The sequence below is a fragment of the Microbacterium sp. CR_7 genome, from assembly GCF_041954755.1.
Lineage (GTDB): Bacteria > Actinomycetota > Actinomycetes > Actinomycetales > Microbacteriaceae > Microbacterium.
The window spans coordinates 14,807-31,591 of record NZ_JAVAYF010000007.1 but is presented as its reverse complement, the minus strand read 5'-3'; the positions used below and the strand labels follow the sequence as shown (position 1 = coordinate 31,591).

13 protein-coding genes are annotated in these 16,785 nt (G+C 69.0%); 6 read left to right on the top strand and 7 right to left on the bottom strand.

Annotation, left to right across the window (positions count from 1 at the left end; all coding sequences use genetic code 11):
* The first annotated feature begins 3 nt into the window (after nucleotides 1–3).
* Together RAC81_RS14945 and RAC81_RS14940 are read left to right on the top strand one after the other, a co-directional pair.
* Nucleotides 4–2,979 (top strand): bifunctional [glutamine synthetase] adenylyltransferase/[glutamine synthetase]-adenylyl-L-tyrosine phosphorylase, encoded by a 2,976-nt coding sequence (locus tag RAC81_RS14945; protein ID WP_375083095.1) that lies wholly within the window; start codon nucleotides 4–6, stop codon nucleotides 2,977–2,979.
* 47 nt (nucleotides 2,980–3,026) lie between these two features.
* Nucleotides 3,027–3,953 carry a diacylglycerol/lipid kinase family protein gene (locus tag RAC81_RS14940; protein WP_375083094.1) on the top strand — a complete coding sequence of 309 codons (927 nt, stop codon included), beginning with the start codon at nucleotides 3,027–3,029 and terminating at the stop codon, nucleotides 3,951–3,953.
* On the opposite strand, the gene RAC81_RS14935 is transcribed toward RAC81_RS14940, so the two are convergent.
* Nucleotides 3,940–5,085 (bottom strand): AI-2E family transporter, encoded by a 1,146-nt coding sequence (locus tag RAC81_RS14935; protein ID WP_375083093.1) that lies wholly within the window; start codon nucleotides 5,083–5,085, stop codon nucleotides 3,940–3,942. The genes RAC81_RS14940 and RAC81_RS14935 overlap by 14 nt on opposite strands.
* Before the next feature lie 134 nt (nucleotides 5,086–5,219).
* Here RAC81_RS14935 and RAC81_RS14930 point away from each other — a divergent pair, with 134 nt between their 5' ends.
* Nucleotides 5,220–5,735 (top strand): GNAT family N-acetyltransferase, encoded by a 516-nt coding sequence (locus tag RAC81_RS14930; protein WP_375083092.1) that lies wholly within the window; start codon nucleotides 5,220–5,222, stop codon nucleotides 5,733–5,735.
* A gap of 102 nt (nucleotides 5,736–5,837) precedes the next feature.
* On the opposite strand, the gene glnA is transcribed toward RAC81_RS14930, so the two are convergent.
* On the bottom strand, nucleotides 5,838–7,262 hold the full coding sequence (gene glnA, locus RAC81_RS14925) for a type I glutamate--ammonia ligase (RefSeq protein ID WP_375083091.1): 1,425 nt from the start codon (nucleotides 7,260–7,262) through the stop codon (nucleotides 5,838–5,840).
* Between the two features lie 117 nt (nucleotides 7,263–7,379).
* Between glnA and RAC81_RS14920 the strand changes: the two genes are divergently transcribed.
* Nucleotides 7,380–7,808, top strand: coding sequence for an RDD family protein (locus RAC81_RS14920; protein WP_375083090.1), 429 nt, complete (start codon nucleotides 7,380–7,382; stop codon nucleotides 7,806–7,808).
* 6 nt (nucleotides 7,809–7,814) lie between these two features.
* Here RAC81_RS14920 and RAC81_RS14915 read toward each other — a convergent pair whose 3' ends face one another.
* Nucleotides 7,815–8,294 carry an ATP-dependent zinc protease gene (locus RAC81_RS14915; RefSeq protein WP_375083089.1) on the bottom strand — a complete coding sequence of 160 codons (480 nt, stop codon included), beginning with the start codon at nucleotides 8,292–8,294 and terminating at the stop codon, nucleotides 7,815–7,817.
* A 26-nt stretch (nucleotides 8,295–8,320) separates the two neighbouring features.
* On the opposite strand from RAC81_RS14915, the gene RAC81_RS14910 reads away from it, so the two are divergent.
* Nucleotides 8,321–9,508 carry a RimK family alpha-L-glutamate ligase gene (locus RAC81_RS14910; protein ID WP_341934327.1) on the top strand — a complete coding sequence of 396 codons (1,188 nt, stop codon included), beginning with the start codon at nucleotides 8,321–8,323 and terminating at the stop codon, nucleotides 9,506–9,508.
* Between the two features lie 64 nt (nucleotides 9,509–9,572).
* On the opposite strand, the gene RAC81_RS14905 is transcribed toward RAC81_RS14910, so the two are convergent.
* Nucleotides 9,573–10,283 (bottom strand): DUF4191 family protein, encoded by a 711-nt coding sequence (locus RAC81_RS14905; protein WP_375083088.1) that lies wholly within the window; start codon nucleotides 10,281–10,283, stop codon nucleotides 9,573–9,575.
* Between the two features lie 158 nt (nucleotides 10,284–10,441).
* On the opposite strand from RAC81_RS14905, the gene RAC81_RS14900 reads away from it, so the two are divergent.
* A complete protein-coding gene (locus tag RAC81_RS14900; protein WP_375083087.1) occupies nucleotides 10,442–11,959 on the top strand; it encodes a hypothetical protein in 1,518 nt (505 codons plus the stop codon).
* A gap of 10 nt (nucleotides 11,960–11,969) precedes the next feature.
* Here the strand turns inward: RAC81_RS14900 and sucB are convergent, their stop codons facing one another.
* From sucB to RAC81_RS14885, 3 genes are all read right to left on the bottom strand, one after another.
* Nucleotides 11,970–13,751, bottom strand: a complete 1,782-nt coding sequence (gene sucB, locus RAC81_RS14895) for a 2-oxoglutarate dehydrogenase, E2 component, dihydrolipoamide succinyltransferase (protein WP_375083086.1) — start codon at nucleotides 13,749–13,751, stop codon at nucleotides 11,970–11,972.
* Between the two features lie 87 nt (nucleotides 13,752–13,838).
* Nucleotides 13,839–15,212, bottom strand: coding sequence for a dihydrolipoyl dehydrogenase (gene lpdA, locus RAC81_RS14890; RefSeq protein WP_375083085.1), 1,374 nt, complete (start codon nucleotides 15,210–15,212; stop codon nucleotides 13,839–13,841).
* A 4-nt stretch (nucleotides 15,213–15,216) separates the two neighbouring features.
* On the bottom strand, nucleotides 15,217–16,689 hold the full coding sequence (locus RAC81_RS14885) for a leucyl aminopeptidase (RefSeq protein ID WP_375083084.1): 1,473 nt from the start codon (nucleotides 16,687–16,689) through the stop codon (nucleotides 15,217–15,219).
* Nucleotides 16,690–16,785: the final 96 nt, after the last annotated feature.

Sequence of the window (16,785 nt, the reverse complement as noted above, 5' to 3'; positions counted from 1 at the left end):
CGCATGGCCCGCTCGCACGACTCCGTCTCCCTCTCTGCGCTGGCGAGACTCGGGTTCGCGGAGCTGAGCGAGGCGGCCGCGAACCTCGAAGAGCTGGCAGGGCTCCTCGGGATCGATCGTGTCGGGCTGCTCGACGGCGCCGTCGCGGCCGATCCTGATGCGGCGGTGGAGGGGATGCTGCGCGTCGCACGCCGCGATCCGGCACCGTTGCGCGCGCTCTTCGGCGATGCGGCGGTCCGAGACCGGGTGTGGCGCGTGTTCGGCGCTTCGCAGGGGCTCGCCGACTTCTTCTTCCGCCACCCGGAGGAGCTTTCGGTCCTCGCCGAGCGGGTGTCGACGCTGCCCTCGTCCGACGAGCTGCGCGACCGGATGCTCGCCGCGGTCGACGCCCGCGACGGCTTCGCCTCCTCGGGGGAGGATGCCGCGATCGTCGCGCTCCGGATCGCCTACCGGCGCAACCTCGCCGCGATCGCCGCCTTCGATCTCACCGCGCACAATCCCGTGATGGTTGTCGGCGAGGTCGCTGCGACTCTCGCCGACATCGCCGGGGCGGCGTTGGAGGCTTCTCTCGCCGTGGCACGACGACGGGTCGCCGACGCCTCCGGGGAGGCGCAGGTCGCAGCCACGCAGCTCGCGATCATCGGCATGGGCAAGGCGGGCGCGCGCGAACTCAACTACGTCAGCGATGTGGATGTGATCTTCGTCGGCGGCACCTCGGACGAGGATGTCGTCGCCGAATCGCGGGCCATCGACATCGCCACGCGCCTGGCGCGCGAGACGATGCGCGGGCTCAGCGGCATCGAGGTCGAGCCGCCGCTGTGGGAGGTGGATGCCGCGCTGCGTCCCGAGGGCAAGCAGGGGGCTCTGGTGCGCTCGCTCGCCTCGCACGTGGCGTACTACGACCGCTGGGCGAAGAGCTGGGAGTTCCAGGCGCTGCTCAAGGCCCGACCGCTCGCCGGCGATGCGCAGCTCGGCGCCGACTACATCGCAGCGATGCAGCCCAAGGTGTTCTCGAGCGCGGCCCGCGAGAACTTCGTCGACAGCGTGCAGCGTATGCGTGAACGGGTCATGGAGCACATCGACCCGGCCGACGTGCCGTATCAGATCAAGCTCGGCGCCGGCGGCCTTCGCGACATCGAGTTCACCGTGCAGCTCCTGCAGCTCGTGCACGGGCTCACCGACCCGAGGCTGCGGACGAGAGGCACCCTCGAGACGGTCGATGCGCTGGTCGACGGCGGCTACATCGGCAGGGCCGATGCCGGAACCTTCGCAGACGACTACCGAATCCTGCGACTCATGGAGCACCGTCTGCAGCTCCGCGAGCTCAGCCGCACGCACCTCATGCCCCGCACGCCCGCCGGACTGCGGATCCTCGCGCGCAGCTCAGGACTCGCCGACTCCGGCGAGGCGATCTGGGCACGGTGGGAGAGCGTGCGCCGCGAAGTGCGCGACATCCACACCCGTCTGTTCTATCGGCCGCTGCTCAGCGCCGTCGCAGCGCTGCCCGAAGACGAGCGCACGCTGTCGACGGAGCAGGCGCACGACCGGCTCATGGCCATCGGCTTCCGTGACCCCGCCGGCGCGCTGCGCCATATCGGAGCCCTGACCACCGGGCTCAGCCGCAAGGCGACGATCCAGCGGCACCTCATGCCGATCATGGTCCGCTGGTTCGCCGACGGCAGCGACCCCGACTACGCGCTGCTCTCGTTCCGTCGGATCAGCGAGAGGCTCGGCGACACGCCGTGGTTCCTGCGGATGCTGCGCGACTCCTCCGGCGCGGCGGAGAGCCTCACTCGCCTCCTCTCGTCGTCACGCTACGTCGGGGACCTGATGGAGTGGATTCCCGAATCCGTGGCCTGGCTCGACAGCAGCGACCTGCTGCGACCCCGCAGCGGTGCGGCGCTCGACGACGAGGCCAGGGCGATCCAGACACGGCACCGCGGCATCGGCGATGCGCTGCAGGCGGTCCGCGCGCTGAGGCGCAGGGAGCTGCTGCGCACCGCCATGGGCGGCGTGCTCGACGTGCTCACGATCCAGGAGGTCGCCACCTCCCTGACCGAGATCACCGACGCGACGATCCAGGCCGCGCTGAGGGCCGTGCGTCGCGAGATCGTGCCGCCGGAGGACGACGCCCTCGACTTCGCCGTGATCGGCATGGGGCGGTTCGGGGGAGCCGAGCTCGGATTCGGATCCGACGCCGACATCCTCTACGTGTACGACCCGAACGGCGTGGACCCGCAACGCGCCCAGGCCCTCGCCGCACGCATCGTCGCGGGACTCCGCGAGCACCTCACCGACCACCGGGTGCCGCTCGACCTCGACGCGGGCCTGCGACCGGAGGGGCGCAACGGCCCTCTCGTGCGCACGCTCCAGGCGTACGCCGAGTACTACCGGCGTTGGTCGCTCTCGTGGGAGGCGCAGGCGCTGCTGCGCGCCCGCGGCGTGGCGGGTAGCGCGAAGCTGATCGCGAAGTTCACTGAGCTCGCCGACAGCATCCGTTATCCGGCCTCCGTCGATCTGCAGGGCGCACGGGAGATCAAGCGCATCAAGGCGCGAGTCGAGGGGGAGCGCCTCCCGCAGGGTGTCGACCCGCGGCGCCACCTGAAGCTCGGTCCCGGGACGCTCAGCGACGTGGAGTGGCTCGTGCAGCTGATCCAGCTGCAGCACGCGCACGAGACGCCCGCGCTGCGGACCACGTCGACGATCGCTGCGCTGGATGCCGCGGTCGAGGCGGGCTACGTGCCGGAGGACTCCGCCGAGCTGCTGCGAGAGGCGTGGCTCCTCTCCAGCAGGTTGCGGTCGGCGATCACCCTTTACACGGGCAGGACGAGCGATGTGCTGCCGACCGACCCCCGCGACCTCGACGCGATCGGGCGGCTGCTCGGGTATCCGGATCGCTCGGCCAGCGTGATGGAGGACGATTACCTCGGCGTGACACGCCGTGCGCGACGCGCGTTCGAGCAGCTGTTCTACGGTTGACCGCCCGTCGAGTTGCCAAGCGGCCGGGATTGGAACAGGCTGACCTCATGGCGATCTCGAAGCTCGGTGTGATCTGGAACCCCTCGAAGCCGGGCGCAGACCAGTTGCGGTCCGCCGTGGAGGAGGTGTTCGGCGACGCCGACGGGACCCAGGTCGAGTGGTGGGAGACCACCGTCGAGGATCCGGGCCGCGGGCAGGCTGCCGACGCCGTCGTGGCCGGGTGCGATGTCGTGGTGGCAGCGGGTGGCGACGGCACCGTGCGCGCGGTGGCAGAGGGCCTCGCCGGCAGCGATGCCGCGCTCGGCATCGTGCCGCGCGGAACGGGGAACCTGCTCGCGCGGAATCTGTCGATCCCGCTCAACGACCCGTCGGCCGCGCTCATCCGGGTGCGCGACGGCGAGGAGGCGAAGATCGACATCGGCTGGGTGGAGGTCGACGGAGAGGAGCACGCGTTCGTCGTCATGGTCGGATTCGGCATCGACGCGCAGATGCTCGTCGAGACCGATGAGGACCTGAAGGACCGGGCCGGGTGGCTCGCCTACGTCGAGGCGATGGGTCGCGCACTCGCCGGCACGGAGATGACAGACATCGCGCTCACGCTCGACGACGGCGAAGCACAGGAGCTGCGCGGTCACACGATGCTGATCGGCAACTGCGGCATGGTTCAGGGCGGCATCCGCCTGCTCCCCGACGCCGTGCTCGACGACGGTCAGCTGGACATGCTCCTCGTGAGTGCGGAGGGGCCGCTGCAGTGGCTCGACACCGTGCGTTCGGTCGTCTGGGAGAACGGCATCCGCCGCATCTTCGGGGCGGTCGACGAGGCCGTCAGCACGAACTCCACGACACACGTCGCCGCGGAGCGGATCTCGGTCGAGCTGTCGTCGCCTCAGGTCTTCGAGATCGACGGTGAAGAGGTCGGCGAGGTCTCCCGCTTCAGCGTGCGGGTTCAGCCGGCCGCGGTCACCGTTCGCTGAGCGTTCCCGGCGGCACGACCTTCGCGTCCTGCGTCGGGAAGACGACCTTCTGCACGACGATGATGATGCTCGCCGCGACGGGGATCGCGACGAGCGCTCCGAGAATGCCGCCGAGAGCACCGCCAGCCACTGCGGCGATCACGACGAGAGCACCGGGCACCGCGACCGCCTTGTTCATGATCCGGGGCGAGAGGACGTATGCCTCGATCTGCATGTAGACGAGGTAGTAGATGAACGCGATCAGCGCCGTGATCGGGCTCGCGATCAGGCAGATCAGCGAGTTGATGATCGATGCCGTGAGTGTTCCGACGAGCGGGATCATCGATCCGATGAAGGCGATGAGGGCCAGGAGAGCGGGGACAGGGGCCCCGATGATGCTCAGCACGATCAGGCTCAGGATGCCGTTGATCAGAGCCAGGCTCGCCTGGCCCATCACGTAGCGTCCGACCGCCCCTGAGACGTCTTCCAGCAGGCCGCTGAACGTCTCGCGCTGGTAGGCGGGGACGAAGCGTGCGGAGACCTTCTTCATGCTGCGCAGCGAGGCCATGAAGTAGAGCGTGAGGATGAGGACGATGGTGACGCCGGTGAACCCGCCGGCGATGCCGGCGCCGACGGCGAAGACGCCGCCGGAGATGTTGAGGATGTTGCCGGGGTCCTGGATGAAGCTCAGGACGCCCTGGGCCGCGTCGTCGAAGGTCGAGCCGAACTGTTCGCTGATGCTCGTGAACCAGTCGCTGGCCATGAAGTCCTGGACCATCCTGGGCCCGTCCTTGATGAGGTTGGAGATCTGCTCCACGAGGATCGGCACGATCGCGAGCAGGATGCCGGCGAAGGCCAGCACCACGGCCGACACGACGATGGCGACAGCGGCCGGCCGGGGAAGCTTCCGTTCGATCCAGGTGACGATCGGGTCGAGCCCGAGGGCGAGGAAGATGGCGACGCCGATGTAGACGAGCACGGTGGCGAGCTGATCGACGATGCCGCCGATCACGAGTGCGACGAGCACCCCGAGGGCGCCGAGGAGCCCGTACATGAACGGATTGATCCGAGCGATCGCCGCCGCCGCCGTCTTCGGCTGGTTCATCAGCTCTTCCGTGGCCGCGGTCTGCGCCTTGATCGTCTTCCGACGCATGATGCCCCCTCTGTTGTTGCCGACCTCTCAGTTGACCATCGCCGCGGATGCCGGTCAAGCAGGGCACGCCGGGTGGCGCCAGGGCACTCTCCGGTGCTATGCGGGATGTCGGCGGCCCGTGGCAGGGTCGATGCATGGAGACATTGAGACTCCGGCCGTGGTCGGATGACGATCTGCCGCTGCTGCGCGCGGCGAACACCGCCGAGATGACGGCCCATCTGAACGGGCCGGAGAGCGAGCAGCAGGTTCTCGACCGCCACCGTCGATACCTCGGTCTCGACCCCGCGGAGGCGAGGATGTTCGTCGTGCTGGACGCGACGAGCACCGCGGTCGGCGCGATCGGATACTGGACCGTCTCGTGGCGAGAGGAGCCGGCGTTCGAGACGGGCTGGTTCGTGGTGCCGGAGGCGCAGGGGAGGGGCATCGCCTCGCGCGCGCTCGCGCTGCTGATCGACGACGCCCGGGCGCACCCCGCGGGGTTGCGCCATCTCGTCGCCTTCCCCGGCGTCGAGAACGCCGCCTCGAACGGCGTCTGCCGTCGGGCGGGATTCGAGCTCGTCGGCTCGTCATCGGGAGAGTTCCGCGGGTCCGAGCTGCACTCTCACGAGTGGGCGCTCGACCTCCATCCCGTCCGGACCGCCTCTGCCTGAACAGGACTTCCGGCAGAGCACCGAGAAGCGCGGGAATGCGAACGGGAGAGCCCGCCTCCGGCGCGATGCCGGAGGCGGGCTCTCCCGTGGTGCTGATCGGGATCAGACGCCGTAGTACAGCTCGAACTCGAACGGGTGCGGACGCTGTGCCATCGGCAGGATCTCGTTCTCGTACTTGTACGAGATCCAGGTCTCGATGAGCTCCTCGGTGAACACGCCGCCCTCGAGGAGGAAGGCGTGGTCGGCGCGCAGCGCCTCGAGGGAGTCCAGCAGCGAGTTCGGCACCTGCGGGATGTTCTTGGCCTCCTCGGGGGGAAGCTCGTAGAGGTCCTTGTCAACCGGCTCGTGCGGCTCGATGCGGTTCTTGATGCCGTCGAGGCCGGCCATGAGCTGCGCGGCGAACGCGAGGTACGGGTTTCCGGAGGCGTCCGGTGCGCGGAACTCGATGCGCTTGGCCTTCGGGTTTGAGCCCGTGATCGGGATGCGGATCGCGGCGGAGCGGTTACCCGCCGAGTACACCAGGTTGACCGGCGCCTCGAAGCCCTTCACCAGGCGGTGGTAGCTGTTGAGGGTCGGGTTGGTGAAGGCCAGCAGTGCCGGCGCGTGCGCCAGGATGCCGCCGATGTACCAGCGTGCGATGTCGCTGAGCTGGCCGTAGCCGGCCTCGTCGTAGAAGAGCGGCTTGCCGTCGTTCCACAGCGACTGGTGCGTGTGCATGCCCGAGCCGTTGTCACCGAACAGCGGCTTCGGCATGAAGGTCGCGGTCTTGCCCCAGAGGTCTGCCGTGTTCTTGACGATGTACTTGAACTTCAGGATGTCGTCGGCCGCGTGCACCATGGTGTCGAAGCGGTAGTTGATCTCCTGCTGACCGGCGGTGCCGACCTCGTGGTGCGAACGCTCGAGGATGAAGCCGGCGTCGATGAGCTTCAGGGTGATGTCGTCGCGCAGGTCGGCCGTCTTGTCGACGGGGGAGACCGGGAAGTAGCCGCCCTTGTACGGGGTCTTGTTGCCGAGGTTTCCGCCTTCTTCTTCGCGACCGGTGTTCCACGCGGCCTCTTCGGAATCGACCTTGTAGAAGCTCTCGCCCGCGGTGACCGAGTAGCGCACCTCGTCGAAGATGTAGAACTCCGCCTCGGGGGCGAAGTACGCGGTGTCGGCGATGCCGGTCGACGCGAGGTACTTCTCGGCGTTCTTGGCGACCTGGCGCGGGTCCTTCGTGTAGATCTCACCCGTGCGCGGGTTGTAGATGTCGAAGATCATGACGAGCGTGCTCGCCTCGCGGAAGGGGTCGATGTATGCGGTCGTCACATCAGGGATGAGCTGCATGTCGGACTCGTGGATGTTCGCGAAACCGCGGATCGACGAGCCATCGAAGAGCTGTCCGTTGGTGAAGAAGTCCTCGTCCACCGTGGAGGCGGGGATGTTGAAGTGCTGCTGCACACCCGGGAGGTCGGTGAAGCGGATGTCGAGGAACTTGACCTCGTTCTCCTTGATGTAGGCGAGAACCTCGGACGAATCTGTGAACATGGACGACTCCTGGATTGCGGATCGATGGCTTACGGCCATTCTGCACAGTACGGCTGAGGCGTTTCCCCGGGGTATCGACTTTGTTTCGGGGATGTTACGCGCCGGTAGGCTGGAGACGTGACGGATGCTGTGAACGCGTACCCCGGAGAGCGACTCGGATTGCCGAACACCGGGACCGGCAGCATCGCCCGCCCAGGGCGCCGGATCGGGGCGCTCGTCATCGACTACCTCGCGGCGACGATCATCGCCACGGCGTTCCTCGGGTTCGACCAGTTCGCGCTTCCCTCCGAGGCGGGGCTGTCGCAGTTCGGACCGATCGCCGTGTTCGCGGTGCTGCAGATCCTGTTCATCCCGACCGCGGGCGGGAGCCCCGGTCACCGCATCCTCGGAATGCGGGTCGTCCGCCTGCACGGCGGATGGGTCGGCCTCTGGCGACCGATCGTCCGGACGCTGCTGCTCGTCGTCGTCATCCCGGCCGTCATCTGGGATTCAGATCAGCGGGGTCTGCATGACAAGCTCCCGGGTCTCGTCCTCATCCGCGCCTGAGCCGGGTCAGTCCTTACCGCGGTTGCGTCGGCGCGCTTCGCGAGGCGCGCGTCCGCCGACGAACGACCGTGCCGGGTCGACGACGTAGCCCTGCTTGAGAGCCTCGCGGCCGATCAGCATCCGAAAGCCCATCTCGTCGCGGTTGCTCAAGGTGACCTCCGCGAGCACCTCGCGGTCGTAGAGGCGGATGAGCAGCTCGACGACGAAGCGGTCCTGCGCGTGACCCGACGAGCTGCGCACCGCCCGGCGATCGTGCACGGGAGACTCGACGACCACGGCATCCTCCTGGCTGTCCTGCCAGGGCTTCACGCGGAAGCGCACCCATGCTGCGCCGTCACGCTCGAACTCGTGGATGTCGAACGCGTGCAGCGACGACGTGCGCGCACCCGTGTCGATCTTGGCCTTGATCCAGTCGACTCCGAGATCGGGCAGGCTCACCCATTCTCGCCACCCGATAAGAGTGTTTGAATGGGATGACTTACTCACCCGACCATCCTGGCAGGAAATCCCCCGTGAAGATCGCAGTGCTCTCCCGTGCGCCTCAGGCGTACTCCACGCAACGACTGCGTGCCGCCGCTCTCCAGCGCGGGCACAACGTCAAAGTGCTGAATACGCTGCGCTTCGCGATCGACCTCACCTCAGACGAGCCTGACCTGCACTACCGCGGTCGCCAGCTCAGCGATTACGACGCGATCCTGCCTCGCATCGGCAACTCGATCACGTACTTCGGTACGGCCGTCGTGCGTCAGTTCGAGCAGATGGACGTGTACACCCCGAACACCGCGAACGGCATCAGCAGCGCGCGGGACAAGCTCCGCGCGAACCAGATCCTGTCCCGACACAACATCGCGATGCCGCCGACCGCGTTCGTGCGCAATCGGGCTGATGTGCGGCCGGCGATCGAGCGCGTCGGCGGGGCACCCGTCGTCATCAAGCTCCTGGAGGGGACCCAGGGCATCGGCGTGATCCTCGCGCCTCAGGTGAAGGTGGCGGAGGCGATCATCGAGACCCTCCACTCGACGAAGCAGAACGTGCTCATCCAGAAGTTCATCTCCGAGAGCCGCGGCCGAGACATCCGCGCCCTCGTCGTCGGCGACCGCGTCGTCGCTGCCATGCGTCGCTCCGCCGCGGGAGACGAGTTCCGCTCGAACGTGCACCGCGGGGGATCGGTCGAGGCGATCGAGCTCGACCCGGTGTATGAGCGCGCCGCCGTCCGCTCCGCTCAGATCATGGGCCTGCGCGTCGCGGGTGTCGACATGCTCGAGGGCGACGAGGGACCGCTCGTGATGGAGGTCAACTCCTCTCCGGGTCTGCAGGGAATCGAGACCGCGACCAAGCTCGACGTCGCGGGAGCGATCATCGACTACATCGCTGGTCAGGTGGCCTTCCCCGAAATCGACGTCCGCCAGCGGCTCACGGTCTCGACGGGCTACGGCGTCGCCGAGCTCATGGTGCACAACGCAGCAGGCCTCGTCGGCAAGACACTCGGCGAGGCCGGGCTGTGGGAGCGCGACATCACCGTCCTGACCCTGCACCGCGGCGTCTCGGTGATCCCGAACCCGCGCAAGCACGTGGTCCTCGAGGCGGACGACCGTCTGTTCTGCTTCGGCAAGCTCGACGAGATGCGGTCGATGATCCCGGAACGGCGTCGGCGCCGGGCCAAGGTGCGGAAGCTGCCGCGGCAGCCGCTGTCGGAGTGACAGACAGAAGCGCGGCCGTCCTCCTCGGGAGAACGGCCGCGCTTCGTCGTGTGCGGAAGTGCGATCAACGCGGGCGCTGGGCACGCACCTTGGTCGGATCGATGCCCTTCGGGATCGGCAGCGAGGAGATCGACTGCGACACCGAGTCGATGCGCTTGATGACAGCGGCCATGGTGGCCTTGTCGATGGCCTTGGGCAGCTTCTTGATGGTCTTCGCGAGATCGGCGATCGCGACGTCGTCGTCGCCGTGACCGACGTAGAGCACGGTCACCGGGACGCCGTGGGCGACGCGGGCGGCCTTGCTGCGCTCGTCGTTCACCAGCCGGGTGAGGCGCCCGCGGGCACCCTCGCCGATCACGACGACGCCGCCGCGGCCGACGGCGCGGTAGACGGCGTCCTGCGTCTTCGGGTTGATGCCCACCGGGGTGTCGGAGCCCTGCCAGCTGCGGCCGAGGCTCGTGCTGATCACGTGACCGGTCGCTCCGGGCATCCCGTCGATCTTCTGGTACATGGCCGAGGTCGACAGCCGTGTCATGAGGAACATCGCGCCGAGAACGCCGAGCATCAGGCCCGAGATGCCCCACAGGATGAGGGTCCACACCTGGAACGGCGGGATCAGGTAGCCGACGATGAGACCGATCAGCACGCCGGCGATCAGCACGCCAATCTGCGCCCAGGGAAGCCAGGGGTACACCTCGCGGGTGAACCGGAAGAGCGACTTGATCTGAGAGAAGAAGCCGGGGCGCTTCTCGGGCGCGGACGATCGGTTTGCCATGGGTACAAGAATACCGATTCCCGGATGCCGCCATGTCGCCGTTCGCGGGAGGCGGACCGTGCGTGTAGCTCTTCTGCACAACCCGCGAACCGTGGGCGATCCCTGCACAGGCGCCTCTTTCGTGACCACCGGGTGTCCGAATGCGCTGTCATGGGGGCATGAAGGCCCAGCAGGAGATCACTCGACGCGAGTCGCAGCTCGTCCCCGGTGCGCACCGGGTCGTGCGGCGGTTGTCGGCGGAGGAAGGACCGTATCCCGGAACGCTGGTCACCCGTGGGGACGGTGTGGCGGTGCTGCGGGATGTCGACGAGGTCAGCGGCTGGGACGGCTGGCGGCACGCGGGGAACCGCCATGTCGTCGGCCCACTCGACCTCGTGCGTCGTGTCGACGGACACGATGTGCTGCTGCCGTGGTGCACGGAGCGGGTCGCGGGCTTCATCGGACAGCGCGGGCTGGGGGAGCCCGCGCTGTCCGCCGGCGAGGTCGGAACTCTCGTCGTCAGCCTTCTGAGGGGCGTCGACGAATCGATCAGCTCCGGCACCCTCGGGTCCGGCGGGGAATGGTGGCTCACGGACGAGGGGTGTCCGACCTTCGTGATCGGGGCGGAGAGCCGAGCCGATGCCCGCGCTGCGGCAGCGGAGCTCGTCGCGGCGCTGGAGGACGGGTGCGCAGACCGTGCTCTACGGCGGCTGCTCGGAGCGATCCGCGACGGTCTGCGCGCCACCCTGCAGCGCCCGGATGTTCCGCGACGCCAGCTTCTCGGATGGGAAGCCGAGCTGTTGGAGATCGCCGCGCCGCGACCGTTGCTTCGGCTCGAGCATCGCGCGGAGGTGCGCGAGAGCGATGTCGCGAGGGGAGTGCGCGACCTCGTCGTGTCGGAGTCGACGCGTGAGGCACGCACACGATCGCGAGGTCGAGCCGGTCGGTCCGCGCAGACGCGAGGCGGCGTCGTGAGATCGGGGTGGTTCTCGGGCTCGACCGTCGTGTCGCTCGTCCGCCGCTCGGCGGAACGGGCGACGGAGCTGCGTGCGCGGATCGGGCGGCGCAAGGCCGAAAGGCGGCAGATGCCCTCGGAGCCCGGACACCCGTCCACCGGTGTCGAGAGCACACGGGCCGGGCGCGGGCGACGTGTGCCGAAGATCGTCGTCGGACTCGGAGCCGCCGCTCTCGTCCTCGCCGGAGGAGCACTCTGGCCCGGTGGAGCGACGGGTGAGCAGACGGGGGCGCGTCCGATCGAGACCGCTCCAGGTGAGGCCGGTGACAGTGGGGTGGAGACGGCGAGGACGACGGAGGAGGGTCCGTCCCCGCAGCTGCCGGATGAGGGTTCCGGATCCGCCGAGCCGTCCGGGGAGCCTCGCGAGGAGGATCCTGTCGCCGCGGCGCCTCGGCTGCTCCGCGCGGTCGAAGAGTGCGCGGATTCCGGCGATGCCGAGTGTCGTGGCGCGGTCGCAGCCGGATCGGTCGGCGTCGTCGATGCGCTGAGCTCCGGCCGCGGGCGTGGGGCGGAACCCGAGTTCACCTTGCTCGACGACTACGGCGATATCGCGGTGCTCCGCGTGGCGGAATCTCTCGCGGAGGGAGGCGACGGACCGGGCTCGCTCGTTCTGGTGCTCGTGAAGACAGCAGAGAAATGGCTGGTCCGCGACGTCTATGACGACGCGGACCAGCCGGAGTGATGTGCTCGGATCAGGCGCCGAGCTGAGCGGCGAACTGCGCCGACTCGAGGCGAGACTTCACTGCCCCGAGGAAGCGGGCGGCGTCCGCACCGTCGATGATGCGGTGGTCGTACGACAGCGCCAGGTACACGTACGAACGGATCGCGATCGCGTCGCTTCCGCCGACCTTGACCAGGCCGGGACGCTTGACGACCGTGCCGGTCCCGAGGATCGCAGACTGAGGCAGGAACACGACGGGGGTGTCGAAGAGCGCGCCGCGCGAACCGGTGTTGGTCAGCGTGAACGTGCCGCCGGCGAGCTCGTCGGGCTTCAGCTTGTTGTCGCGGGTGCGCGCAGCCAGGTCGGCGATCTCGTGAGCGATCTCGGCGATGTTCTTCGTCGCCGCGTCACGAAGGACGGGGGTCAGCAGCCCGCGCTCGGTGTCGACGGCGATCGACAGGTTCTCGGTCGCCGGGTAGGTGATCTGGTCGCCGTCGACCGTGGCGTTCACGATCGGGAACGACTGCAGGGCCTCGGCGGCAGCGAGAGCGAAGAACGGCAGGAACGACAGCTTGTCGCCCGTCTTCTCGAGGAACGACGCCTTGACACTGTCGCGGTACTCCGCGAGAGCGGTGACGTCGACCTCGACCACGGTCGTGAGCTGAGCGGTCGACTGCATCGACTCGACGGCGCGCTGGGCGAGCACCTTGCGCAGACGCGACATCGGCTGCGTGGTGCCACGCAGCGGCGACACCTCGAGCGGAGCCGGCGCGGCCGGTGCCGCAGCTGCGGCGGGGGCCGAGGATGCGGATTCGGCGGCCTTCAGGACGTCTTCCTTGCGGATGCGTCCTCCGACACCGGTGCCCTTGACGCTCGCGAGGTCGACGCCCTGCTGCGAGGCCAGTCGACGCACCAGCGGCGTGACGTAGAGGTTGTCGCTCTCGGTCGGGAGAGAGAGCTTCGGTGCAGACGACTCAGCGGACGGCGCCTGGGTGGACGAGGTGGCGGGTGCTGCCTCCTCCTTGGCCGCCCCGGCCGGAGCCTGGACGGGAGCCTCTGCGGCGGGGCGCTCGGCCGGCTTCTCGACGGGAGTCTCGGACACGGACGCCGCGGCGGCGGGGGCCTCGGAAGGCTGGGCGGCCTGGGGTGCGGCAGGAGCGGACTCGGCCGGGGCGGGCGCCGCTCCGGATCCGACGCGGGCGAGGACGGCGCCGACGGCGACCGTCTCGTCTTCCGCGGCGACGATCTCCTGCAGCACGCCCGCGACCGGGGACGGGATCTCGGTGTCGACCTTGTCGGTCGAGATCTCGAGCAGAGCCTCGTCGACCTCGACGCTGTCGCCGACCTGCTTGAGCCAGCGCGTCACGGTGCCCTCGGTCACGCTCTCGCCGAGTTCCGGGAGAACGATGTCCTTCGCGTCTCCCGCGAGAGCGGCGGCGGGAGCAGCGTCAGCCGGCGCGGGCTCGGCGGGAGCCGCCTCGGCCTGCGCGCCGACGCTCGCGTCGGCGGGCTCGGGCGTCGCATCGGCCGCGGGTGCGGCGGCCTCGGGGGCGTCGGCGGCGGGTGCGGAGCTGCTGCCGTCGCCGATGCGCGCGAGCAGTGCACCCACTTCGACGGTCTCGTCCTCGGCGACGAGGATTTCCTCGATCACGCCGGTGACGGGGGAGGGGATCTCGGTGTCGACCTTGTCGGTCGAGATCTCGAGCAGGCCCTCATCCGCCTGCACGGTGTCTCCCACCTGCTTGAGCCAGCGGGTGACCGTACCCTCTGTGACGCTCTCACCGAGAGCGGGGAGGACCACGGATGTGCTCATGACGGAGTCTCCTTTAGAAGTTGTATGACGCTTGTCTAGCTTAGTGACCTGCGCGACCCTTGGTGGTCCGCGTGGCCGGTGTGGGGTTCAGAGAGCGTGCAGCGGCTTCCCGGCCAGAGCCAGGAACGCCTCGCCGAGCGCTTCGCTCTGGGTCGGGTGGGCGTGGATGAGCGGCGCGATGTCCTCGGGGTGCGCCTCCCACGCGACGGCCAGCTGACCCTCGGTGATGAGCTCGCCCACGCGGTCGCCGAGGAGGTGCACGCCGAGCACGGGGCCGTCCTTGAGGCGCACGACCTTCACGAGACCGCCGGTCCCGATGATCTCGCTCTTGCCGTTGCCGGCGAGGTTGTACTCGTAGGCGGAGACGGCATCCGCTCCGTGCTCCACGACGGCGGCCTCCTCCGTGATGCCGACCGAGGCGACCTCGGGGCTCGAGTACGTGACCTTCGGGATCTGGGAGTCGGGGATGTTCGCGGGGGAGAGCCCCGCGATGCGCTCGGCGACCGCGATGCCCTGCTGGAAGCCGCGGTGCGCGAGCTGCAGCCCCGGCACGATGTCGCCGACCGCCCACACGCCGGGGACGCCCGTGCGGAGGTCCTGGTCGACCGTGACGAAGCCTCGATCCAGCGTGATGCCCGCCTCCTCGAGGCCGAGGTCGGACGTCACCGGTCCCCGCCCGACAGCGACGAGCAGGTAGTCGGCCGTGAACTCCGTGCCGTCCTCGAGGGTCACGGTGACGGAGTCATCCGTCTGCGCGGCGCTCTGGAACCGCACACCGAGTGAGTACCGGATGCCGCGGCGGCGGAAGGCCCGCTCGAGCCCCTTGCTCATCGCGATGTCCTCGTTCGGCACCAGGTGAGGAAGAGCCTCGATGATCGTGACGTCGACGCCGAACGACCGCCACACGCTCGCGAACTCGACGCCGATGACGCCTCCGCCGAGCACCAGCACGCGCTCCGGGATGACGTCGAGCGACAGGGCCTGCTCGCTCGTGAGAATGCGCCCGCCGATCTCGAGGCCGGGGAGCGTGCGGCTGTACGAGCCGGTGGCCAGCACGACGTCGGTGCCGACGTAGACGTCGTCGTCGACGCTCACGGAGCGGTCGGCGTTGAGCCGACCGAGACCCGCGACCGTGGTGATGCCCCGCGCCTTGACGAGCCCCTCGAGGCCCTTGTACTTCTTGGCGACGATGCCCTCGCGGTAGGCGCGGACGCCGGCGGGGTCGATGCTCTCGAGCGTCGCGGTGATGCCGACGTGCGCGGCGTCGCGGACGTGCTCGGCGACCTCGGCCGCGTGCAGCAGCGCCTTGGTGGGGATGCAGCCTCGGTGCAGGCAGGTGCCGCCGACCTTGTCCTTCTCGATGAGAGCGACGGTCTTGCCGAGTTCGCTCGCTCGGAGTGCTGCGGCGTAGCCGCCGCTGCCTCCGCCCAGGACGACGATGTCGAAGGTGTGGGTTGTCATTCGGTCATGCCTCCGTGTGGGATGCGTCGGCGAAGGCGACGATCGATCGGACCATCGCCCCCGTTGGGCCCTTCTCGGTGAAGCCGTAGGGGGCTCCGCCGTGCTCGCCGGAGCCGGCGATGTCGAGGTGCACCCAGGGGATGCGGGGTGCGCCGTCCTCGTCCGAGACTCTACCGACGAAGCGGCGCAGGAAGAGTCCGGCGTAGGACGCGCCGCCCATGCGGTCGCCCATGTTGGCGTTCTGCATGTCGGCGATGGGGGAGTCGAGCGAGTCCTCCATGTAATCGGGGAGCGGCATGTGCCACGCGAGCTCGCCCACGGCGTTCGCTGCGGCGAGCAGTTCCGCCACGGCGTCGTCGTCGCCGAACACGCCGGTGTGGCGGTGCCCGAGGGCCATGACGATCGCGCCGGTGAGGGTCGCGACGTCGATGATGACGTCGGGGTTCTCACGGCTCGCGGCGACGAGGCCGTCGGCCATCACGAGGCGGCCCTCGGCATCCGTGTTGGGGACCTCGACGGTCGTGCCGTCCAGCATGCGGAGAACGTCGCCGGGGCGCAGCGCGCGTCCCGACGGCATGTTGTCGGTGATGCAGAGCCAGGCCGTGACGCGCACCGGGAGACCGAGCGTCGCGATCGCGCGCAGGGCGGCGAGGCTCGTGGCGGCGCCGGCCATGTCGAACTTCATGCCGACCATCGACGCGGCCGGCTTGAGCGAGAGACCGCCGGTGTCGAACGTGATGCCCTTGCCCACCAGTGCGATGTGCCGCGCGGCATCCGCGGGCGCGTAATCGAGCCGCACGAGGCGTGGCGGGCGGTCCGACCCCTGCGCGACGCCGAGGATGCCGCCGAAGCCCTGTTCGGTCAAGGCGTCCTCGTCGAGGATCTCGACGGCCACGTCGAGGTCGGCGACGCTGTCGGCCGCGCTCTGCGCGAGCTGTGCGGGACTCTGCCACTCCGCGGGGACGTTGACGAGGTCCTTGACCAGCGCGACCGCGTTTCCCACAGCCACCGCCTTCGCGACGGACTCCTCGTCGAGGTCGGCGTGCAGCAGCACCGACGACGCCCGGCTCTTGCCCTTATCGGTCTTGTAGCCGTCGAAGCGGTAGCCGCCGAGGACAGCACCCTCCGCTGCCGCCTGCGCGTGCTGTGCGAGGCCCGGCGCGAGCCCGACCGAGACGGTGTCGAAACCGGTGAGGCTGCGTAGAGCGGTGCCGACCGCGTTGCGGACGGCGGCGGAGTCCGGGGCGGAACCGGTCCCGACGACGGCGAGCGGAAACGTCGTCACCTCCGGCGCGTACACCCTGGTGAAGGCCGACGCGGATCCGGTGAAACCGACGCCCCTCAGAGCGTCTGCGAGACCCGGGTACGCGGCGAGTTCTTCGCCGGATTCGGTGATCTCGGGAATGACGAGCACTGCGGCGTCTGCAGCGCTTCCGGGGAACTGTTCTGTAGTGCGCGAGAGCGCGGGAAGCGTCATGCCTCCATCCTAGGGATCGTGCTCGGCCGAGGTCGTGATCGGCGTGTTCGCTCTGAGCATGACGCGCTCAACCCCGTCGCGCGCGGGTGCTCGTAG

Bases quoted from the DNA above. Each gene is read 5' to 3' on its own strand.
- RAC81_RS14945 (WP_375083095.1), top strand. From the start codon at position 4: ATGGCCCGCTCGCACGACTCCGTCTCCCTCTCTGCGCTGGCGAGACTC.
- RAC81_RS14940 (WP_375083094.1), top strand. From the start codon at position 3,027: ATGGCGATCTCGAAGCTCGGTGTGATCTGGAACCCCTCGAAGCCGGGC.
- RAC81_RS14935 (WP_375083093.1), bottom strand. From the start codon at position 5,085: ATGCGTCGGAAGACGATCAAGGCGCAGACCGCGGCCACGGAAGAGCTG.
- RAC81_RS14930 (WP_375083092.1), top strand. From the start codon at position 5,220: ATGGAGACATTGAGACTCCGGCCGTGGTCGGATGACGATCTGCCGCTG.
- glnA (WP_375083091.1), bottom strand. From the start codon at position 7,262: ATGTTCACAGATTCGTCCGAGGTTCTCGCCTACATCAAGGAGAACGAG.
- RAC81_RS14905 (WP_375083088.1), bottom strand. From the start codon at position 10,283: ATGGCAAACCGATCGTCCGCGCCCGAGAAGCGCCCCGGCTTCTTCTCT.
- RAC81_RS14900 (WP_375083087.1), top strand. From the start codon at position 10,442: ATGAAGGCCCAGCAGGAGATCACTCGACGCGAGTCGCAGCTCGTCCCC.
- sucB (WP_375083086.1), bottom strand. From the start codon at position 13,751: ATGAGCACATCCGTGGTCCTCCCCGCTCTCGGTGAGAGCGTCACAGAG.
- lpdA (WP_375083085.1), bottom strand. From the start codon at position 15,212: ATGACAACCCACACCTTCGACATCGTCGTCCTGGGCGGAGGCAGCGGC.
- RAC81_RS14885 (WP_375083084.1), bottom strand. From the start codon at position 16,689: ATGACGCTTCCCGCGCTCTCGCGCACTACAGAACAGTTCCCCGGAAGC.